Below are 22189 nucleotides of genomic sequence, written 5' to 3'. Positions count from 1 at the left end.
AAAGGGTGACAAAGTATGGATATTCAAGCATTACTCGATCAAGCGATTGACGCTAGGAAAAAAGCGTATACTCCTTATTCAAATTTTCAAGTAGGAGCAGTTGTTTTGACAAAAGATCATCGTGTCTTCCAAGGATGCAATATTGAAAACGCCTCCTATGGATTGGCCAATTGCGCTGAAAGAACAGCTATTTTTAAAGCGGTTTCTGAAGGGGGAAATGAAATCGATACTATCATTGTCGTTGCAGATACGGAGGGCCCTGTTTCACCTTGTGGAGCCTGCCGCCAGGTAATGGCAGAATTCTGTGATAAAGATACGAAAATTATTTTAGCGAATTTAAAAGGCGAAAAATTAGAGACAACCATTGATCAATTGCTGCCTGGTTATTTTTCTTCTAAAGATTTAACAAAGTAATTATTTTTTGTTCGTAATGGAAACGAATACATCAACGATTTATACCATCTGGAGGTCTGACATGAAATACATCATTGCGATTATTGGACTGCTTGTTGTTTTCGGACTAGCCTACTTGGCAAGCAATAATCGGAAAGACATTAAATTAAAGCCGATTATTATTATGGTCATTATTCAAGTCATATTATCAGCATTATTATTAAATACCACGTTAGGATTAGATTTGATCAAAGTATTTGCCGAGGTCTTTACTAAATTACTAGATTATGCCGGTGCCGGAATATCGTTTGTATTCGGCGGAATGGCCAATAAAGGCGAATCGCCATTCTTCCTAAATGTTTTACTGCCCATCGTGTTTATTTCCGTGTTAATTGGGATATTCCAGCACTTAAAAATTCTTCCGTTTATTATGAAGGCTATTGGGTTATTGCTAAGCAAAGTAAATGGCATGGGGAAATTGGAATCGTATAACGCTGTTGCTTCAGCCATGATTGGTCAATCTGAAGTGTTCATTACCGTGAAAAAACAGCTTGGTCTTCTGCCTGCCCATCGTCTATACACCCTTTGTGCATCAGCGATGTCCACGGTTTCTATGTCGATTGTCGGTGCCTATATGACGATGATTGAACCAAGATATGTGGTTACGGCCCTTGTTCTTAACTTATTTGGCGGATTTATCATCACTTCGATTGTGAATCCTTATACGGTTGATCCAAACGAGGATATTCTTGAAATTCAAGAAGTAGAAAAACAAAGCTTTTTCGAAATGTTAGGCGAATATATTCTTGATGGTTTTAAAGTAGCAGTCATTGTCGGTGCGATGCTAATTGGATTTGTTGCCTTGATGGCTGCGGTTAATAATGTTTTTGATTTAATTTTCCATATTACCTTCCAGCAATTATTAGGATATGTTTTCTCACCGATTGCGTTTATCATGGGAATTCCATTCTCAGAGGCTGTCCAAGCGGGAGGTATTATGGCTGAAAAGCTTGTAACGAACGAGTTTGTAGCGATGATGGACCTGGCAAAGGTGGGTAAATCCTTTAGCCCTCGTACATTAGGAATTATCTCTATTTTCCTTGTTTCTTTTGCCAACTTTTCATCGATCGGGATTATTGCCGGAGCCGTCAAAAGTCTGAACGAGAAAAAGGGTAACGTTGTGGCCAAATTTGGTTTAAAGCTTTTATACAGTGCCACTCTTGTAAGTGTATTGTCAGCTGTAGTAGTAAGTATCGTTTTATAATCTGTGAAAAAGCATTTTTTCATCTTTCAAAGGATGGAAAACTGCTTTTTCCTTTTTGAGGGAGGGGAATGTTGTGAAAAGACTTTTTCACAACAGAGAATATGAGCTTTGTCGGACTATTTCTTTCGGGTGCCGTTTTATTTCTTAATAGTTTGATGTTAACAGGAAAAGCGGAAGCGAAAAGTGTTGGGGTCTTTAATCTGTTTGTAGGTGTCATACAGCTGATTATACCGTTTTATTTACTAATGGTTTCAGGTCAAGATCATTGGGACTTATATAATTACGCATCTATCTTTTTATTTGGCTTAACTTATTTATATGTTGGAGTTACCGCATTAAAAGAACTGGATGGAAGGGGACTTGGCTGGTTTTGTTTATGGGTGGCGGTCATAGCGGTGGTTTATACGTTGACAGCTATCATCCATTTTCATGATGCTGTGGGTGCACTCACATGGGGGATGTGGGCTTTTCTTTGGTTTTTATTCTTTTTATCCAATTCACTGGAAATGAAAATTGACCATTATCTTGGGAAAGTTGCCTTTATTCAATCCTGGGTCACATTAACCATCCCATCTTTATTGTATTTTTTAGGTGTTTGGAATACCCCGGTTGTTAATCAAATAATGCTGATTGTTTTAATCGTATCCATCGCTTATTTTTGTATAAGCTTATTTAAATTTAGGTTATTCGTCCCGTTAACTCATGTAGAAAAACAATGAACTATTTGGAAGAGGCTGATTGGGCAGAATATAAAAAAGATTAATGTGAACATGCCTGCTATGGGACAATTTTTTAAAAAAATTTGAAAGAAGTCAATGTCTAATTTTTTGGAATAGGACTAACTATTTGTATGGAGGTGCGGGGGTTGAAAACAATACTCATTACAGGGGCAGGCACAGGGCTGGGAAAAGAACTGGCCCTAGCCTATGCACAAAAGGGAAACAGAGTTATTCTAGTCGGAAGAACCGAAACACACCTTGATAAAGTGAGGGAAATAATTGATCAAACAAATGGCAGTGCTAGGTCAGTGGTTTGTGATATTACGGATTCTAGTCAGGTGAAACAAGTGCTCGCCGATTTGAATGAAACCGAAAAAATTGATCAAGTGATTAATAATGCAGGCATCGGTTATTTCGGTCCCTTGCAAGACATCCCGGCGGATCAGATTAGTCACATGATCGATACAAATGTAAAAGGAACCATTTATGTAACAAAAGCTCTATTGCCAGCCTTCCTGGAACGGAATGCCGGGAAGATCATGAATATTATTTCAACCGCTGGATTACGCGGGAAGGTACATGAAACGGCCTATTGTGCAAGCAAGTTTGCCATTCGTGGGTTCACTGAAGCCTTGGTGAAAGAGTTAGAGACTACTTCGATTTCGGTTTCTGGTGTTTATATGGGTGGCATGGATACTCCTTTTTGGGATGAAAATCAGTTTATAACTGACCGTTCAAGATTAAAATCCGCAAAAGAAGTAGCATTGGAAATACTGGAAAGGGAAGATGAAATCGAGTTGATTATTAGTTAGTATTTCATCCTTAGCAGCCATTGATTATAATGACTGCGCAAAGTCCAGTCATCATCCAAACTCTGATTCAGGAGTTAAACAAGTGGGGAGCATGGGGACGGTTCTCATGCTTCTTTTTTATGGAATTAACCATGTAGAACCTTACCATAAAAAGAGGCAGCTTAAATATCGGTTCAACATCGGACAAGGCAAAGCCAAAAGAGCGGGGATGTGTCCGAAGTCGAGCCAACTTCGGACAAGGAAGAGCCAAAAGAGCGAGGCTGTGTCCGAAGTCGAACCAACTTCGGACAAGGAAGAGCCAAAAGAGCGAGGATGTGTCCGAAGACGAACCAACTTCAGACAAGGCAAAGCCAAAAGAGCGAGGATGTGTCCGAAGACGAACCAACTTCAGACAAGGCAAAGCAAAAGGAGCGAGGCTGTGTCCGAAGTCGAACCAACTTCAGACAAGGGTAAATCAAAAAAGTGTGATGATGTCCTAAGAAATACCAAATATGAACAACCGTTATTCTCATTAATTTTCTACTATCCTAATTTCTAAGAGGAAAAATACCAATTTAATAGAATTTATAAATATTACCAGCAACATTACCTGTAGGAGATGAAGAACGTGGGTATATTTGATAAATTCAAGAAAAAGGAAAGTAAAGATTATATAAATGAAATAATGGCTAGATTGGATTGTGACAGCTCGATTGTTGAGGAGAAAACTGTTAAAGGTGTCATGACCAGATATCATCAAGCATTCATAGAAGGCAAAAAGGAAGGATATACACCACTTGTCATTATCCCTTCTGAAATGATGTTAGAAGTTGTTGATACCGAATCGAATAAAGAATACTTGAACGATAAGCGGGAATCAATCATAGCTAAAGCGAAGAATATTGATGTAAAAGAATTGTTAAAGAACCTACTTAACGAAGTCATACCCATGGAAGAGGATGAACACGACGATATAACAGGCGAGTTCGCGGTAGAGGAACAAATAAATCATTTTCTATCAATTGAGGAAGCAGTTAATAAAAAAATCATTCTCGCAAAGATTCCAACGGATAAACCTTGGGAAGTAGCTGCTTGGGTCCCTATGGGCGGGTTTAATGAATGCCCAATGCCAGAAGAACAAGTTGCAGTATTCAAATATTGGTATGAAAGGTATGGAGCTACTCCCGCTTTAGTAACCCCAGATGTATGGGAATTCTTTGTTTCAAATCCTCCAAAGACTCAAGAAGAATCGGAATTACTCGCTTGGGAACAATTTGGATTTTGTGGTGATATAGTTTGGCAAGGTGCAGGGACAGTAAATGCACTTGCAGGAACACTTATGAATTCATCATTTTGGTATTTTTGGTGGGATTAATATGAAATATTCGAAGTTTGTGAGAAAAACGGGATTGATATCTTAAGGAGGCCAATTAGACACCTTTGGCCCACCAACAGGTTATTACATAAACGGCATTTTATGATAGGGACTGTCCAATAACAAAGGGACAGCCCCTTTGTTATTGGACTGATTTTATATAACAGCTTTATATTCACTCATAATATTGTTGATAATTGTTTTAACTGGAAGTATTTCTTTGATTTCATGGACTCTAGCACCGGCAAAAACAAGACCATTCTCGCAATCTCCATTCATGGAAGTTACTAAAGAATCAAGTGTACAAAAGCGATAAGAACAATTTTTTAGGCAATCCAGGCACTTCTTAATTTTTACCTTATTATCATTAGATATAAGTTTAGTAAACTGGTTCTTAATGGCACGCCCCTGAAGACCAACTGTTGTTTTTAGCAAAATGGTATCTTCTTGTTGAGCCTGTACATATTTTTCCTTAAATGATAATGGTGCATCACACTCTTCACTAGCAACGAATCTAGTTCCCATCTGAACCCCAGAAGCCCCTAAACGGATGGCTTTTGCAAGATCTTCCCCGGTCATGATTCCTCCAGCAGCAATAACTGGTATTTGAACGGCTTCAATTACTTCAGGCAAAATATCAAACAAAGGTCTATCCGTACCAAGGTGGCCGCCTGCCTCATGACCTTCTACGACCACTGCTGCAGCACCAAGTCGTTCTGACAACCTAGCAAGTTTTGCAGAAGACACAATTGAAATGACTGGTATGCCGGCTTCCTTGCCCCAAGCATACATATCTCTTGAAATTCCAGCGCCTGATATGATGAAATCCACTTTCTCTTCAATGGCTGCTTTCATTTTTTCGGCAAAGTCATTCATAGCGAATAGAACGTTTACTCCAATATAGCCGGAATCCTTAATACTGGCTTTTGCTTTCCTTATATGCATTCTCATTTCATCAACAGCAATTCCAGTTCCGGAGATGATCCCAATTCCCCCGGCATTCGCAACCGCAGAAGCGAGGCTGCTTAAAGAAATTCCTACACCCATACCGCCTTGCATGATTGGAAACTTTGGTACCATATGTCCTATTTTCAATTGTGGATTGTTCAATAAAAAAACCCCATTTCATCCTTAATATTCCTTAATTGTACCGATAGAATTTTTAAGGCATAGTGACGTATGTAATGGTTCATTCAGAAAATGAGACGTATCTCTCTTATTGGCACAGAATGTTCAAATTTAACCTCTTTAGGAGACCTCCATCCATTGCACACTCATATGGAAGATACCGTGAACCTTCCTTAAATAGGGCCAGTTTTTTTTTATTAAATTGTCAAAAAATAAGATTGCATTCTTCCCATAAATAAGTAATGTTAGAATTATAGATTTCCATTATAAGGGGGACATTTATGTCTAATATGAATGAATTATTGCAGCCATCTATTGAGAAAGATTGGAGGGAAACGAAAACATATGATATAAATCGCCTTTTATTGGTCGCTTTTATCGGTGGACCGATTCCTCTGATGGCTTTAGGTACAAGAAACGCAAAGTGGCTGAATGTCCGAAAGTTACACATTAATCTATTAATCATCTTAGGTATTATTTTAGAAATTGGTGAATGTGCCGTCATTTATTTATTCGCCAATGGGACGTTCTCAATGGAAGACAGGGCAATGAGATACCTCTTGAAACTTTCATCCATTTTGCTCTTTTTGGCTTATCGAGCCATTCTGACAAAGCCATTTCAACAGCATATGGTGACGAATGGAACAATCACAAAAATATTAAAACCGGCAATTGTATGGATCTTGCTTGGCGGTGTAGTGGAACTCATTGTTTTGGCCTTAGGTTTATTGGGATGATAAAAGAAAAGGAAACGAGGGTAATAGAACACTATTTTGAAATGGGTCACTACGAGAAGACGGTTCCTTCCATTGAAAAACTGTTTGAAAACAATCCATTGGATCCGGATGCTTTTTACTATATGGCTGTTGTTCACTTTTCAAAAAGTTATTATGAATCAGCTAGGAGAATGTGTGAGCAGGCGCTTTACAACGGTTTTGATACTGCCCAATGCTATTACCTGATTGGACTCACGCATGAAGACGAAAAAAATTTCAAAGAAGCTGAAGAAGCTTATTTATCTGCACTTGAGCTTGAACCTGAAAATGGTGATATCCTTGCCGCATATGGATACATAATGTTGAAGGCTGGTTTTGAAGAAAAAGCGCTTCAATTACTGGAAGAAGCGAAAAGGGTTGCACCAGATAGTGAAAGAGTAAATCAGCTTATTCTTCAGTATTATTTTGCAAAATCTGACCAAAATCAACAATTGCTTTTTATCCAACATGTAATGGAAAGTGCAAGCAGTGAAATTCAGAACCTAGTAAATTTGGGTCTGTTCCATGCCTTGAAAAATGAGGACAAAGCGGCCTTAAATTATTTTCGGCAAGCCTTTTTACTAGATCCAACAAATTCAGATCTTCTAAAAATTTTGGAAGAGTACGATCAATTGACACATCCATTATTTTTCCCTCACCGTTTAATCAAAAAAGCTGGAGGACCTGCTGTCATCTACTCGCTGTTTTTGGCTATTGCCATCCTGTTAATTTTATTGAAGCAATATATTGTACTTTTACCATTTTCAGCAATGTATATTGTGTTTTGTATCTATACCTGGATTATTCCATTCTTTTATAAGAGGTTTTTCTATGGAAAAATATGAATTATATCGCGTCATGCTTGAAAAGGACCCAGAAAATGCGCAGGCTTGGTTTTTATTGGGGGAAGAATTCCTTGAACAGAATCAGCTTGCTGAAGGCTTGAATGCCTTTTCCAATTCTTTGAAAGATCGTGAAATGGAAGATTTGGTAATTGCCAGTCTGAAAAAATATTTGCTAGAGATCCAACTCGAACCCGAATTCGAATCTGAAGCTGCGCCCGATCCAGATCTGGAACCAGAGCCCGATCTCGATCTGGAACCGGAACCCGAACCCGAACATTTACCGGTTCAATTGGAATTGATTCATGGGAAAGTAGTCTCAATCGAGGAGCGGCTGCCAAAAAAGGTTACTTTTTCAAATGTTGGCGGACTTGACGAGTTGAAAAAAACAATCGAAATGAAAATTATCAAACCCTTTGTAAATCCAGGCCTGTTTGCAAAGTTTCGCAAAAAATTGGGGGGAGGCATTTTGCTATATGGACCTCCCGGATGTGGAAAAACCTTTATTGCTGAAGCGACTGCTGGGGAATGCGGTGCAGCTTTTTATCCGATCCATATTACCGATATTTTGGATCCTTACTTTGGTGTCAGTGAGCAAAAGCTACGCGATGTGTTTGAGACCGCCCGTGCCAATCGTCCAGCGGTATTGTTTTTTGATGAGCTGGACTCATTAGGCTACAGCAGGACCAAAGCACATTCTGAACACATGAGTACACTTGTGAATACAATGTTGGCCGAGATGCAAAGCATTAATACGGGAACGGATAAACTGCTTGTTATTGGTGCTACCAATATGCCATGGGATGTTGACGTGGCCTTCAAAAGACCAGGACGATTTGATAAATTGGTTTTTGTCGGCCCGCCTGATCATGAAGCCCGAAAGGTTATTTTTAAATTGAAATTAGAAGGAAAGCCCGTTGAGAATGAAATGAATTTTCATATTCTTGCTGAGAAAACAAGGCATTTTTCCGGAGCGGATATTGAGAATGTAGTTGAAAGTGCCATTGAAAATATCATAGCCGAGATTATGGAAAATGGTGAAGAGCGTCTTCTAAGGATGGATGATTTGCTTAAGATTATTGAAAACACCAAGCCCACTACAATTGAATGGCTAAACACCATTAAAAATTATATTAGATATTCCAACCAAAGCGGCTTGTACAATGATGCCGCGAAATATCTAAAGGATAATTATATGTAATAGATTGTGGAAGCATGGGGACGGTTCTCATGCTTCTTTATTAATTTCCTTAAGGAATCTGCTTCCAAATTTTTGAATTATTGATTATGATTAATCTAGGAACTTATTAAATAGGAGATTAAGAATGAAATATTCACTGATTTATAGAAAGATCGTATCTTGGACATTTATTATCATACTTGTTCTTCATGCCCTTCCCGTCACTGTGGAAGCCTCAACCGTGACGGGAACACCCCTTTCCGGGACTATTTCAACAGACACCGTTTTAACGAAAAGTAACTCTCCCTATGTCATGAACGGTTCTGTAACCATCTCATCTGGTGCAATGTTAACCATTGAACCAGGCGTTCAAATTATTGGTAAAGGAAACTCGTTTGTTGTGGATGGTACCCTTAAATCACAAGGGACGAATGAGGAACTTATTACTCTGGACAATGTTTATATTTCCAGCTGGAATGCTGGTAACATTTTTCTTGAATACGTTGACTGGAATAAGAGTGGAATTGCAGCAGTGATGAGGAAAAATTCAACCTTCACGATGGTACGGAGTATATTTTCTTTAGGCACTATTGATCTATCAGAGCTGAAAAAAGATAGTTTCATTAAAGAAAACCTCTTCCATACTCAAGGAACGTTGAATCTAACCAGTGGGGCAGGAAGAATTACTATTGCTGGCAACACTTTTTATAATGAAGAGGTAACGGATATCATTCATTCCTGCAATCGGTATACCTGTACAGAACCTAATCTACTGATTGAAGAAAATAATTTTTTAAATAAGAATACGCATATTGACCTTAGAGGTGACAGTGCTAAAACCATTACGGCTACGAATAATTACTGGGGTACCACCATTTACTCAAGAATCTATGCATCCATTTTAGATGGTAATGATTACGGTGGATCCAGAGATAAACTATTGGCAGAACCAATCGCGGCAACTCCGTTTCCAATCGCCTTTGATTTACCAAAAATCGAAGAACCTTATCTTGAGGAAGGGGTTATTACAGAGGGAAATTCCACGTATATTAAGGGAGTTGCGAAGAATGCTTCCAAAGTCGTTTTAAAGGTGACGACATCTGGCGGGCATGAAGTTTGGTATGAAGAATCTGTTCGTGCAGGACGATTCACCTTTATCCTTCCAAGGCAGCAAAAGGGAACTAAGATTGAGCTTTATTCTTTTAATTCGAATGAAGTCAGTCATTCGGTATTTTTTACAGTAGAAAAAACGTTCTTTCCTGTTAAACCTATTGTTTATTCCGTGACTCCTGACACTACGGTCATTAAAGGTGTTACGACACCCGAAACCAATATAGAGATTGTAATGAATAATCAAGTAATGGCTGCAGGAATTTCTTCAGCAACAGGTGAGTTTGAGATTCCGATTGCCGCTCAAGTAGAAGGAGAACTCTTAACGGTTTACGCTGTGAACGGAGATAGTAAGTCAGAACCGGCATCTGTTACAGTTGGAGCACCATTAAAGCAGGAACCACCTGTGTTTAAAGAATTAAACTATCTTTATCATCAAAGCTATTTGCAAGGAATCACAGAGCCAAACATAAAAATCCAAGTTCGAGTTAATCATCTTCTCACTGATGAATATACAACAGACGGGAACGGGTGGTTTGGATTTGGAGTTACAGGGCAGCAAGATGATCTTGTTGAAGTGACTGCTGTTGATCAAAATAATAATCGAAGTACACCGGTTGTCTATACCTTACAGGACTGGATTAAACCCATCTTTCATCCAGCCGAATTTTCAAATGATCAGGATCTATATATTGGGCAATCGGAATCGGGTGTGACTATTACTGTTCAAAAAGGGGGCCAATTGCTGGCATCCGGTCTGACAAATGCTGACGGCAGTTTTGCCCTGCCCATTACACGCCAGGCCGCAGGAACACAACTAACCGTAAAAGCGACAGACCTGAACGGAAATGTTAGTGAAATTATCCAAACGGTAACTGACGTGATTCCACCATCCATCGAAAAGGTTTCACCCATTTTCGAAGGTGATACTTTTATAAATGGGAAAGCCGAACCTGCTTCTATCATTACCCTATTTATTAATAACGTGCCGCAGTCCAATACGGTGAAAGTCAATGTTGATGGAACGTTTCAGATCGAAGTGCCGGAGTTAGCTGCCGGGGATGAAATGAAACTGGTTGCGGCGGATCAAGCAAGAAACGTGAGTACAGCATATGTGTTAACCGTTCAAAAGCTGGAACCACCGAAGCCGCCGATTGTTAATCTAGTTTCTGATCATAGTAATCTAGTAACTGGAACGGTGGCAAAAGATAATTTGTTAGTGAAGGTTTTTAAAGGGTCAGAAGTATTAGGAGAAGGAACATCCAATGCTTCAGGGGAATTTTCGATATTGATTCCAACTCAAGTGGCGGGTACCACTTTGTCGGTTACAGCCTTTAATGAGAGACAGCAGCCTAGTGAACCTACAACGGTTGTTGTAGAGGACCGAACTGCGCCTATGGCACCAACAGCTTCACAGGTAACCGATCAGTCTACTACCATAACTGGGACATCAGAGCCCTTTTCGGCCGTTGTTATTTTAAAAGATGGCGCCGTTCTGACTCAAGCAACTGTTGGGGAGGATGGAAAATATGAAGCGAATATTTCTAAACTACCTGCTAATTCCACATTAGAACTTTTTGCAAGGGACTTAGCTAATAATGAAAGTAAAAAAACCTTGATTACGGTTAAAGATGTGACGGCACCAACTGTGTTCGTTGATGCTGTTACGAATAAATCCACATCTATAACCGGTATATCAAATGAAGATGGTAGAATCGTCGTTAAAAATGGTTCACAGTTGATCAAGTCTGCCGAGATTTATGCCGGGAAGACATTCACGATTACGATTCCAATTCAAAAGGAAGGCATCATCCTTACACTACTTGCAAGTGATGCAGCAGGTAATGAGGCAAGTCCTATTAGCACCGTGGTAAAAGATGTTATTGCGCCGGCAGCGCCTCAGGTGAATAAAGTGGGGGACAATGCGAAGGAAGTAACCGGTAAAGCGGAATCAGGAGCAACCGTAAAAGTGTTTGCCGGTACAAAGCAATTAGGCTATGCCCTTTCGAATGGTTCGTTCAAAGTGGTGATACCGATTCAAAAAGCGGGTACGGTTCTTAGTGTGAAAGCATATGATCCTGCTGGGAACGTAAGTATGGAAACCAAAGTTACTGTAACAGATGTAACCGCACCTGCTAAACCGATCGTAAATGCCATTAAAAATACGACTGCCTATGTGACAGGTAAGGCAGAACCAAGATCAAAAGTGAGAATCTATTACGGTACCAATCAGATTGGCTATGGCGATACCAATACTTTAGGCAATTTTAGTATTAAGATTCCCGTTCAGAAGATAGGGGTGAAACTATCGGTCACCGCAACCGACTTAGCGGGAAATAGAAGCGGTGCCACCGCAATGGTGGTTCAGGACGGGATTGCACCTGGCGTTCCAAAAGTAAATCCTGTGTATTCCACCTCGAACAATGTTTCAGGAAAAGCAGAGGCAAACAGCACGATTACAATAAAGTCCGGCAGTAAAATCATCGGAGCTGGTAAAGTAGACAGGTACGGAAACTATAGAGTGAACATCGTAAAACAAAAACGAGGAATCATCCTGATAATCACAGCTACCGACGCAGCAAAAAACACAAGCAAACCCGCATACACAAAGGTAAGATAATGGAAGCATGGGGACGGTTCTCATGCTTCTTTTTTATGCAGTTGGTAAATAACTCCTCGCGGTATATAGCATAACTGGGCAAGACAAAGCCTTTTTAATGTCTTTTCAGTAATCCTTTCGTTTTGCCATTTAACCCAAATGAAACCTTTCGTTTAAAAAAATGAATTTCTCCCACGTATTGTTCATATTCAGTTCATAGTGTTGATTTATACTCCAAATGTAATCCGGCACGCCTTGGTGTCATAAGGAGTACCAGAAAAAAACTTTTGTGTAGGTTTATTTTTAAATATATGAGGAGGAAAAATGATAATGAGCATTCAACATACAAAGCTAATCGCACCCAACCATAGTGATTGGGCTGTTGAAGCAAGTGGACTTGTCAAAACGTTTGGCGATAATCGGGCAGTAGACGGTGTAAATCTGAACGTCAAAGCCGGTACGATTTACGGTGTGCTTGGTCCCAACGGAGCCGGGAAAACAACCACAATCAGAATGCTTGCTACACTATTGCGCCCAGACGCGGGTTCGGCACGCATTTTCGGGTACGACGTGGTTAAGGAGCCACAGAAAATCCGTCAATTAATCGGAGTGACAGGTCAGTATGCTTCGGTCGATGAGGCACTCAGCGCTACTGAGAATCTGATTATTTTCTCACGACTCCTAGGCCTTGGGCGTGCAGAAGCAAAGCGTAAGGCTGCGGAACTGCTGGAGGAGTTTGATTTAACGGAAGCTGCTAAGCGTCCATTGAAAAATTTCTCAGGAGGTATGCGGCGCCGCTTAGATCTGGCTGCAAGCCTTATTGCCCAGCCACCGCTTATCTTTTTGGATGAACCCACCACTGGTCTCGACCCGCGGACACGGAATCAAATGTGGGATACGATCCGCCGCTTGGTAAAATCCGGATCAACAGTATTATTAACCACTCAGTATCTTCAAGAGGCAGATGAACTAGCCGACCGGATCGCGGTGATTGATCACGGCCGAGTGGTCGCAGAAGGTACGGCAGATGAGCTGAAAGAGTCAGTTGGAACCTCCTCACTCCATTTGAGCATCCATGATCCACAAAACATGCAAGCCGCAAGAAGGATCGTTGAACAGGTGCTTGAGGTCCAGTCAGCTGTTTCAGAGGAAGGCGGGAAGATTTTGGCGCCAATGGAAGATGCTGACCGAGTAGCTGAACTGCTAATTGCCCTAAGAGAGGCAGGAATCAAACTGGATGAATTTAGTGTACAGAAGCCGACTCTAGATGAGGTGTTTCTAACCATTACCGGTCACGGTGTTAAAGATGACGTATTAACAACGTCCGATAAATGGAAACAGGAAGGGGAAGTACGAGTTGAAAAATAATCCGATAATGCAGGAAGCTAAAAGCCAGCTGCGCCACAAATCAAGCTTTAGCCAAGCAGTTCAACATTCATTAACAATGGCCTACCGCGGCCTGTTAAAAATAAAGCGGACACCCGAGCAATTGTTTGACGTCACGCTCCAGCCCATTATCTTCACTTTGATGTTCACGTATATCTTTGGCGGGGCGATCGCCGGAAATGTGCAAAGCTATCTGCCTATTATCATTCCTGGCATCCTCGTTCAGACGGTTATTTCGACCTCCATTGTTACGGGTGTCCAATTGCGGGAGGACATGGATAAGGGAGTGTTTGATCGATTTAAGTCACTGCCGATTGCACGGATTGCTCCGCTGGCGGGGGCACTGATTGCTGACACGGTCCGTTATACCATCGCAACGGTGCTCACTTTCCTTATGGGGTATATCATGGGCTATCATCCCGAAGGTGGTCTAGGTTATGTTGTCCTCGCTGCGCTGCTTGTCATTGTCTGTTCCTGGTGTGTAAGCTGGATCTTTGCTTTCTTTGGAGTGATTGCACGTACTGCGTCAAGTGTACAGGGGATTTCAATGATTGTGCTGTTTCCGCTTACGTTTCTTTCGAATGCCTTTGTACCTGCCGATACTTTGCCAAATTGGCTTCAATGGTTTGTGAAACTCAATCCCATCTCCCATCTTGTCACGGCTGTCAGAAATCTGACCAACTCCGGCACAATGGGGTGGGACCTCTCCATCTCGCTTATCGGTGCTGCTGTTATTGTCATGATCTTTGCACCAATCACGGTTCGCGCCTATATGCGCCGGACATAGTTGCGGGAAGCTCTGAATGGTGTAAAATCAAGTGAAAGGCCTTTAGGAATCGCTGGCTTGCAGACTAGCGGTTCCATTTATTTTTAAAAAGGAATGATCCTATGGCAAAAATATTAATTGTAGATGATGACCCGCACATCCGGGAATTAATTCACGTCATCCTTTCGAAAGAAGGCGTATCGATTGTGGAAGCAGAAGATGGAGAGGCTGCCTTATCGATCCTCGAAACGGATAAAATTGATTTAATTATTCTGGATATTATGATGCCAAAAATGGACGGCTGGGCCTTTTGCCAGGAAGTCCGAACCTATTATTCTGATACATTGCCTATTTTAATGGTGACAGCTAAAGGAGAGACTGCTCAAAAAGTAAAAGGGTTTAATCTCGGAGCAGATGATTATATGGTTAAACCATTTGCTGCAGCTGAGCTGGCCGCGCGGGTTAAAGCATTGCTGAAGCGATACCAAATAACGGTCTCTAATCGGATTGAAATCGGTCATGTGGTGATTGATCGTGCTTCCTATAAAGTATTTATCGGGAATCAGGACATTACCTTACCGCTTAAAGAATTTGAACTGTTGTTTAAGCTTGCAGCCAATCAGCAAAAAACCTTTTCAAGAGAACAATTAATTGAAACTATTTGGGGGATAAATTATGAGGGGGATGAACGAACGGTTGACGTCCACATTAAACGGCTGCGGCAACGATTCTCTCAAGTAGATTGTCCATTTATCATTACCACAATCCGTGGACTTGGCTATCGTCTGGAGGTGTTAAATTGAACCTGCCTGAAAGCATGAAACGAATGTTAGGCTTTTTAGCTGTCATCCTCTCTCTTCTTTTGGGCTGGTCGGGTTCCTATTGGTTGACAACAAGGTTCTATGAGTCAATTCATTATTATCCACATGAACTTACCAGACAATTAATCAACTCGTTTTTGGGTTTTTTCCTTTTTGGGTGCTGCATGTTTTTTATTACAAAAATTAAATGGGTAAAATCGCAGCAAGATAAATTCCTTCATCCGATGCTTCATGCAATGAAGATGATGGCGGAAGGAAATTTTAATATTGATCTTTCTTTTTACAGAAATCAATTACGAGGACGAAATGACCATCCCTATCAGAGGCTAATCGAAAGCATACATCATATGGCGGATAAACTGGGGGAAATGGAGGGAATGCGGCAGGAATTCATCTCCAATGTCTCGCATGAAATCCAGTCTCCACTAACGTCGATCAGCGGATTTGCTTATGCATTGAAGAACGATGAGTTGAGTCCCACACAACGCAAACATTACTTGGAAATAATCGAAATGGAAAGTAACAGGCTATCAAAATTAAGTGAAAATCTATTAAAGCTAACCTCATTAGAGTCTGATCATCATCCGTTTGAACTAAAAGACTATCGGCTGGATCATCAGCTGCGCCGAGCCATCCTTGCCAGTGAACCGCAATGGGCAGAGAAACAAATCCATTTGGACATTTCTCTTGAAAAATTAATCATCACGGCTGATGAGGAACTAATGGATCAAGTCTGGATTAATTTAATTCATAATAGTATTAAATTTACGCCAAAGGAAGGTACCATATCCATTAAGGCGTTTAATACCGCTGACAATCATAGGGTGATAAAAATAAAAGATACTGGGATCGGTATGAACAAAGAGGAGCAGATGCACATCTTTGAGCGGTTTTATAAAGCGGACAAATCCAGAAATCGCAATTTTGGTGGCAGCGGGCTCGGTTTATCCATTGTAAAAAGAATTATTGATTTGCACAAAGGCGAGATTCAGGTCCAAAGTGAACAGGGAAAGGGTACGGAAATCATCGTGAGATTTTGGGCTAGTCCTCTGTTGCATTAACAGAATGAGGATCCAGTTTATTAGGGTGGCAGCCTTCCATGCGAGACTGAATACCGTGCAACCATTCTTATAGATAGAGGCTATTCGAGAAAATAACCCAGGGGCGACTCTGGGTTATTTTTGTTGAAATCTATTTGTGACTTTTTTCAAAAGGATTACTGTTACAATGGGGCCAGGTGAGGAAAATATCACTTTTATAGAGATATAACCAAGAAAGGATAACATATCATAAACTGAGTGGAACAATGGAAACTAGAACCTCACGAAAATTTGTATATGACGATCAACTAAAGGAGTGAGCGGATGAAACTGAAATGGACACTAGCGTTGGCCCTTGTTGTCTTTTTCACAGCAGGCTGCAGCGGTATGCAAGAAAAAAGGCCTGTTTCAGAACAAACACAAGACAATCAATCGAAAAAAAAGGGAGGACAGCAGGAGAAGTCTGCCGATGAAACAGAAAAACCTAACGCTCAACCAGGAAGTACGACTGATCCACAAGTAAAACCTAGCAATCAACCGAAAACAACCAATCAAACCATTAAAATTCATGATGAGTCCATTGAGAAAGACGCCCCGATTATCAATATTACCTATCCGCAAATTGAAGGCATGAAAAACAAAAACGCTCAAGCGCAAATTAATGATACGTTAAAGAAAAAAGCCAACGCGGCCGACGAAAGTCAAATGACGAATGAGGATCCAAGTAAGCCGTCATCGTTTGATTCAATATACAAAATCACCTTTCAGAATGACCACCTGATCAGCTTTGTATATGACCAATATTTTTATCTTAGCGGGGCTGCACATGGCATGCCGTCGCGCGTTCCAATCTTGGTTGACTTGGATAATGGCAGGATCGTTGAGGCAAAGGAATTATTTAATGGGTCACCGCAAACCCAACGGCTCATTAGCAACCTCGTCGTGAAACAAGATGTCTTCCATACGCTTGAGGCGATGGGGGAGTTTAAACAAATCAGTTCGGATGATTTACTACAGGTTTATTTAACGAAGGATGGAATAATGATGTATTTTCCACCTTATGAATATGCCTCTTTCGCTGAAGGGACGCTTCAATACCATCTGTCTTTTTCGGATATTCAAAGCGTATTAAACGATGCCTTTTTCCAGAGTCATGGGATTATGATCTCAAAATCGATTGCTTCCACCATGATCTATGTTTCTGAGGGCTATCATTTTTCGATCCCAAAAGAATGGCTGGATCGTTTGACATTTGAACGAGCCGATTATTCGGATAGTCATAAATGGATATCCGAAGTCAATGTATATTTCAAGTCTGCTGATAAACCCTTATTGTTTAGTTTCCATATGTACGAGAAACAAGAGTGGACCTCCTTAAACGCTGAAGCGGAAGTTAAACTTGCTGAAGAAAATGAAATTATTTATTCGTATTCAGTTGCACAAATCCCGCAGAATAACCTACAAGTAAATGACTTCATAAAGAATGTTGTTCCTGAAGTCGTGAAAACATTTCAAGTTGAGTTTTAGGAAGCATGGGGACGGTTCTTATGCTTCCAGCGTACCTATAATAGGATAGCTTTCGACGTTTTTTTCAGACCAATGGAATGAGAAATCCTGAAATCACGCGGATGGGCTCGTTTTTAAACAAATGTTTGATTAATAGCATAATATGGGGAAAAATGTCAAAAAAATCACGGGGACGGTTCTACTGCTTCGGAAGCAGGAGAACCGTCCCTATGCGTATTTTTGGTAATTGATAACTAATGGCTAATATGGATTTTTATAGGATGATTTTATAGTATTATGGAAATAGGATTGTTAATAGATTTCAAGCTAAATACATTGGGGAATTAGGAGGTTCTATGAAGTTTCTTTTTCGTCTTATCTGTTTTACGATCGTCGTTTTAATCACTGCTTGTGATGGCCACCAGTTAGATGCAGTAACAGCCAAGAAAGAGAAGGTACAACTTGAGTTTTTGTCACCCAAATTTGAAACAGAGAGAGTTTTTAATGAGTTGATCAATGAATTTGAAAAGCAGCATCCCTCAATTGTAATCAAACAAGAAGTCGTACCAGGAGGAATGACAGTATTAAAAACTAGGATTGCGAGAGGGGATATCCCGGATATTTTTATTACCTATCCGATTGAACAAGATTATCGGATTAGAGCAGAAAAAGGGTATCTATTAGATCTGACCCAAGATGGATTCATCCAAAATATCAATCCAAACATACAAAATCGCTATCTAGTAAATGGAAAAATGTATGGGGTAGCGTTAACGCAAAATGCAGTAGGAGTATTGTATAATAAGGATCAATTTAGAGAATATCATCTTTCTATCCCTAAAACCTGGGATGAGTTTATAGCGGTGATGGAAAAATTAAGAGCTGCAGGAAAAACTCCTTTGTTAATGCCCAATGAAGATGCCGACAAAACGAGTGTATTTAATCTAAACCTCGTGGCTAATGAAATTAATACTAAATATTGGAGTCAGGACTCATTTTCTTTATTGAAGGATCAAGCATGGAGGGAAGTTTCAGAAAAGACTGTCAAGGCCCTTTCTTTTGTACAACCAAATTCATTTCAAGACGATTATTATGCCGTGAACCGGAAATTTGCCAAGGGGGAAGGGACCATGTATGTGATGGGGACATGGGTTTTATCGGATATAGAAAAATACAATCCCCAATTTCAATATGGAATATTCCCATTTCCGGCAACTAATCAGCCTGAACAAAATAAAGTTTTAGGCGGAGTGGATATAGGGCTTGCTATCGCCGCTGATACAAAGCATCCTAAGGAAGCAAAGGAATTTTTAGCGTTTTTGACTAAAAAAGAAACTGCCCAAAGATTATCGGACTACGAGGGCTCCATTAGTACAGTTAAAGGAGTAGCCGTGAATAAAGAACAATTGATGATGTTAAACGAAAGAATTCTTGAGGGCAAGTCAGTAAATTGGCCCAACCATTATTGGTCGGGAGGAACTGCTGCAGAATCGGATTTCCGAAAAATTTCATCCCAATTCTACTATGATAAGAATATCGATAACTTTCTTTTCAATCTTGAAAACATGTTTAATCATTATAAGGATATAAAATAGAAGAAAGGTGTCTGCATGTTAAGATTTCAACAAAAAATGATTATCGCCTTTTTGATTTTTATCCTACTGCCTATTATTGTATTAGGCTTTGTATCCTATAAAATATCATCCACCACACTAGAACAAAAGATAAGTAATCAAACCGTTCAAACATTGAAGGCTGTTGATCGGAATGTAATGTCTTCTGTTTCAGAGGTAGATGCCTTTTCTGATTATGTGATATCATCCGGTGAAATCCAGTCATACTTAAGTACAAATGATACAACCTCTATGATTGATTTTTATAATAAGCAGCAGGCAGTCGCGGGGATGATGCTGGGAAATTCTCAAATTGCTGATTTTATTTTATATAGGGAAGGTGGGGGCGCTACCCATTTAAGGGACACTCAAATCCCGACCTTTCAAAAATTTAGGTCCAGTCATTTTTACCGGCAAATTCTTAAGGAAAAGGGAAGGGGTGTGTGGTTGACTCCTTCTGAACATCAGCCGTTTACGCAAGATAATAGATTTTCCTTCACATTAGGCAGAGTAGTTAAGGATATTAATACGCTAAATAACTTAGGATATGTCATTTTAGATGTCAACATCAACCTGTTTGATTCGACTTTTAAAGATGTGCATGAAGGTTCCTCCTATGGGATGTTAGTCAATCAACAGGGCACCATCGTCTATTCATTAAATCGAAATTTAATTGGCAAACCATTTGCCATTAAGCACCTTTCAGATATTCAATCCAAAAAAAGCGGCTACCTGATTGATACGTGGAAAGGGAAGAAAAGCTTAATTACGTATATGCCTTCAAGCTTCCAAAGGGGGACAGGCTCATCTTCCCTCATGATGATTTCGGTTGAGCCATGGAAGGATATTTCGAACGATATTACTCATATTCGAAATATGACTTTATTAATTGTGGGCTTAGCATTAATCGTCGCAGGTCTTTTTAATATGTTCTATTTGAAACGTATCGCCCTTTTTATTCAGGAGTTATTAAAATATATGAAACTAGCAGAAAAAGGTACGCTAAGCATTCGGATAAAACGCTATAAAATCAAAGAATTAGAGAATATAGCCATAGGGTTCAATAACATGATTACACGGATTCAACAGTTGTTAAGAGAAGTGGAAACGGAACAGGAACGGAAGCGGGAGGCACAATTCAAGGTGCTGCAACAGCAAATCAATCCTCACTTTTTATATAATACCCTTGAATCCATCAATGCGCTTGCTTCTTTAAATGGTCAAAAGGATATTAGTAAAATGACGATTAATCTAGGCAAATTATTGCGTATCAGTATCAATGGTGGATATGAAGTCACCGTCAAAGATGAAATACGTCACGTGATGAGCTATTTAGAGATTCAAAAAATTCGATATGATAACCGTTTTTCCTATGAAGTAGAGGTTGAAAAAGCATTAGAAAACCAGCCGGTCTTAAAACTGATCCTTCAACCTTTAGTCGAGAATATTTTAATCCATGCCTTTGATCAAAGTCATACAGGCCGCATCCAAATTAGCGGGACGATTGCCAACGGACACGGCCAATTCATCATTGAGGATAACGGTAAGGGGATGGATCCTCACATGTGGTTGAATTTCGATCGTTCAGAAAAACCGAAAAGTGGTGGACATGGCATCCGTAACGTTCAGGAACGGCTGGAACTCTATTACGGCAAAAATTATGGATTAATGATTTGTTCTAGTGAAAATAGCGGTACGAAGATTAGAATATCATTTCCAATTCAAGGGGATAAACATGGTATATAAAGTACTAATAGCGGATGATGAGCCTTTAATTTTAAAGAATCTAACCCAAATCATTGATTGGCCGGCACTTAACTGCATGGTTGCAGGTACCGCGCAAAATGGGCATGAAGCATTAGCAGTTTTAAAAAAGGAACGGATTGACCTCGTCTTGACGGACATCTCTATGCCCGGGATGACTGGTATTGATTTATTAAAGCAGATTCAGCAGATTCCGTATAAGCCCATCACCCTGTTAATCAGCGGCTATGATGATTTTGAATATGCTAAGGAAGGGATTAAGAACAATGCCCTCGACTATATTCTTAAACCCATCGATTATGATGAATTACAGGAATGTATTGAACGTGCCATTGCCAAACTGGATCAGCAAAAACAAAATGAATCTGAGTATGAAAAGTTCCTAATCTATGAATTAATAACAAAGGAAAAAACAGTCGCCGAGGTCCCCAATAAAGAACAGCCCTATATAGCAATGGCTTTGAAATCCTTTGAAAAAAACGTGGAGGCCATCGTTCAACAAATACATGAGAAGCTTTATGTGTACAGAATGTCAGACTCAGAGGTAATGGTTGTAGTAACACGGCCTGATGATTCAATAAAAGAATATGTTATTGACTTAGCACAGCAAATCCTCCAACTGGTTACCCAAAAATGCATTATTGCTATTGGAGAACCAGTAAATTGTCTATCGGACGTTAAAAAGTCTGTTAACCATGCGAGGGAGCTTCTTAAGTTTGATGCCTTCACCAAAAGTGTCATTATTACAGACGAACTGATTAAACAGGAGTACAAACCGAAGCAAAACGCCGTGGACTTAATGGATGATGCGATAGCGTATATTAAAAGTCGTTTTGAGCAGGATTTGGGAATTGAGCAAATGGCCGAGCGAGTGGGTCTAAGTGTCAGTTATTTTAGCAGCCTTTTTAAACAAAGAACTGGGATCACTTTCCTGGAGTATCTGACCAACGTTCGAGTAGAGTATGCATGCTTGCTATTAGAAAACCTTGAATTAAAGACCTATGAAATTGCTGAGAAGGTGGGCTATACCGATCAACGGTATTTCTCTCAAGTATTTAGAAAGAAAATGAATCAAACACCAAGTGAATACCGGAAAATGTTCAAATAACCTCTCAAACATTTGAGAGGCTCTTTTTG

The 22189-nt window shown here is 40.0% G+C and carries 19 protein-coding genes; 18 read left to right on the top strand and 1 reads right to left on the bottom strand.

Annotated elements, in window-relative coordinates; translation table 11 throughout:
• The first annotated feature begins 15 nt into the window (after positions 1-15).
• From L1999_RS27115 to L1999_RS27090, 6 genes are all read left to right on the top strand, one after another.
• A complete protein-coding gene (locus L1999_RS27115) occupies positions 16-414 on the top strand; it encodes a cytidine deaminase (RefSeq protein WP_235741362.1) in 399 nt (132 codons plus the stop codon).
• A 61-nt stretch (positions 415-475) separates the two neighbouring features.
• Positions 476-1657, top strand: a complete 1182-nt coding sequence (locus L1999_RS27110) for a NupC/NupG family nucleoside CNT transporter (RefSeq protein ID WP_235741361.1) — start codon at positions 476-478, stop codon at positions 1655-1657.
• Positions 1658-1758: 101 nt separating this feature from the next.
• A complete protein-coding gene (locus L1999_RS27105) occupies positions 1759-2376 on the top strand; it encodes an AmiS/UreI family transporter (protein WP_235741360.1) in 618 nt (205 codons plus the stop codon).
• A 137-nt stretch (positions 2377-2513) separates the two neighbouring features.
• Positions 2514-3188 carry an SDR family NAD(P)-dependent oxidoreductase gene (locus L1999_RS27100; protein WP_345790911.1) on the top strand — a complete coding sequence of 225 codons (675 nt, stop codon included), beginning with the start codon at positions 2514-2516 and terminating at the stop codon, positions 3186-3188.
• A gap of 82 nt (positions 3189-3270) precedes the next feature.
• A complete protein-coding gene (locus L1999_RS27095) occupies positions 3271-3726 on the top strand; it encodes a hypothetical protein (protein ID WP_235741358.1) in 456 nt (151 codons plus the stop codon).
• Positions 3727-3795: 69 nt separating this feature from the next.
• Complete coding sequence (locus tag L1999_RS27090; RefSeq protein ID WP_235741357.1) at positions 3796-4542, top strand: DUF4253 domain-containing protein; 747 nt, start codon at positions 3796-3798, stop codon at positions 4540-4542.
• A 156-nt stretch (positions 4543-4698) separates the two neighbouring features.
• Here L1999_RS27090 and L1999_RS27085 read toward each other — a convergent pair whose 3' ends face one another.
• Positions 4699-5652, bottom strand: coding sequence for an NAD(P)H-dependent flavin oxidoreductase (locus L1999_RS27085; RefSeq protein WP_235741356.1), 954 nt, complete (start codon positions 5650-5652; stop codon positions 4699-4701).
• Between the two features lie 299 nt (positions 5653-5951).
• Here L1999_RS27085 and L1999_RS27080 point away from each other — a divergent pair, with 299 nt between their 5' ends.
• From L1999_RS27080 to L1999_RS27025, 12 genes are all read left to right on the top strand, one after another.
• Entirely contained in the window at positions 5952-6407 is a 456-nt protein-coding gene (locus L1999_RS27080; RefSeq protein WP_235741355.1) for a hypothetical protein, read from the top strand.
• Entirely contained in the window at positions 6404-7270 is an 867-nt protein-coding gene (locus L1999_RS27075) for a tetratricopeptide repeat protein (protein ID WP_235741354.1), read from the top strand. Before L1999_RS27080 ends, L1999_RS27075 begins: the two co-directional genes overlap by 4 nt.
• Positions 7257-8468 carry an AAA family ATPase gene (locus tag L1999_RS27070; RefSeq protein ID WP_235741353.1) on the top strand — a complete coding sequence of 404 codons (1212 nt, stop codon included), beginning with the start codon at positions 7257-7259 and terminating at the stop codon, positions 8466-8468. Before L1999_RS27075 ends, L1999_RS27070 begins: the two co-directional genes overlap by 14 nt.
• A 124-nt stretch (positions 8469-8592) precedes the next feature.
• Complete coding sequence (locus L1999_RS27065) at positions 8593-12177, top strand: Ig-like domain-containing protein (RefSeq protein WP_235741352.1); 3585 nt, start codon at positions 8593-8595, stop codon at positions 12175-12177.
• Positions 12178-12486: 309 nt separating this feature from the next.
• The gene (locus L1999_RS27060) at positions 12487-13524 is read left to right on the top strand and encodes an ATP-binding cassette domain-containing protein (RefSeq protein WP_235741351.1); all 1038 of its coding nucleotides are present in this window, start codon (positions 12487-12489) and stop codon (positions 13522-13524) included.
• Between the two features lie 7 nt (positions 13525-13531).
• On the top strand, positions 13532-14329 hold the full coding sequence (locus tag L1999_RS27055; RefSeq protein WP_235744479.1) for an ABC transporter permease: 798 nt from the start codon (positions 13532-13534) through the stop codon (positions 14327-14329).
• A 101-nt stretch (positions 14330-14430) separates the two neighbouring features.
• Positions 14431-15111, top strand: coding sequence for a response regulator transcription factor (locus L1999_RS27050; protein ID WP_235741350.1), 681 nt, complete (start codon positions 14431-14433; stop codon positions 15109-15111).
• Positions 15108-16190: a sensor histidine kinase gene (locus L1999_RS27045; RefSeq protein ID WP_235741349.1), complete on the top strand. Its 1083-nt coding sequence runs from the start codon at positions 15108-15110 to the stop codon at positions 16188-16190. The genes L1999_RS27050 and L1999_RS27045 overlap by 4 nt, the downstream gene beginning before the upstream one ends.
• 303 nt (positions 16191-16493) lie before the next feature.
• Positions 16494-17696: a DUF3298 and DUF4163 domain-containing protein gene (locus L1999_RS27040; protein ID WP_235741348.1), complete on the top strand. Its 1203-nt coding sequence runs from the start codon at positions 16494-16496 to the stop codon at positions 17694-17696.
• Positions 17697-18031: 335 nt separating this feature from the next.
• Positions 18032-19270 (top strand): ABC transporter substrate-binding protein, encoded by a 1239-nt coding sequence (locus L1999_RS27035; RefSeq protein WP_235741347.1) that lies wholly within the window; start codon positions 18032-18034, stop codon positions 19268-19270.
• Between the two features lie 15 nt (positions 19271-19285).
• The gene (locus L1999_RS27030) at positions 19286-21034 is read left to right on the top strand and encodes a cache domain-containing sensor histidine kinase (RefSeq protein ID WP_235741346.1); all 1749 of its coding nucleotides are present in this window, start codon (positions 19286-19288) and stop codon (positions 21032-21034) included.
• Positions 21024-22160 carry a response regulator gene (locus L1999_RS27025; RefSeq protein ID WP_235741345.1) on the top strand — a complete coding sequence of 379 codons (1137 nt, stop codon included), beginning with the start codon at positions 21024-21026 and terminating at the stop codon, positions 22158-22160. The genes L1999_RS27030 and L1999_RS27025 overlap by 11 nt, the downstream gene beginning before the upstream one ends.
• Positions 22161-22189 lie beyond the last annotated feature (29 nt).

The organism is Neobacillus drentensis, from assembly GCF_021560175.1.
Taxonomy (GTDB): domain Bacteria; phylum Bacillota; class Bacilli; order Bacillales; family Cytobacillaceae; genus Neobacillus; species Neobacillus drentensis_A.
The sequence above is the reverse complement of the archived record's forward strand: the minus strand, read 5'-3'. Positions and strand labels throughout refer to the sequence as shown.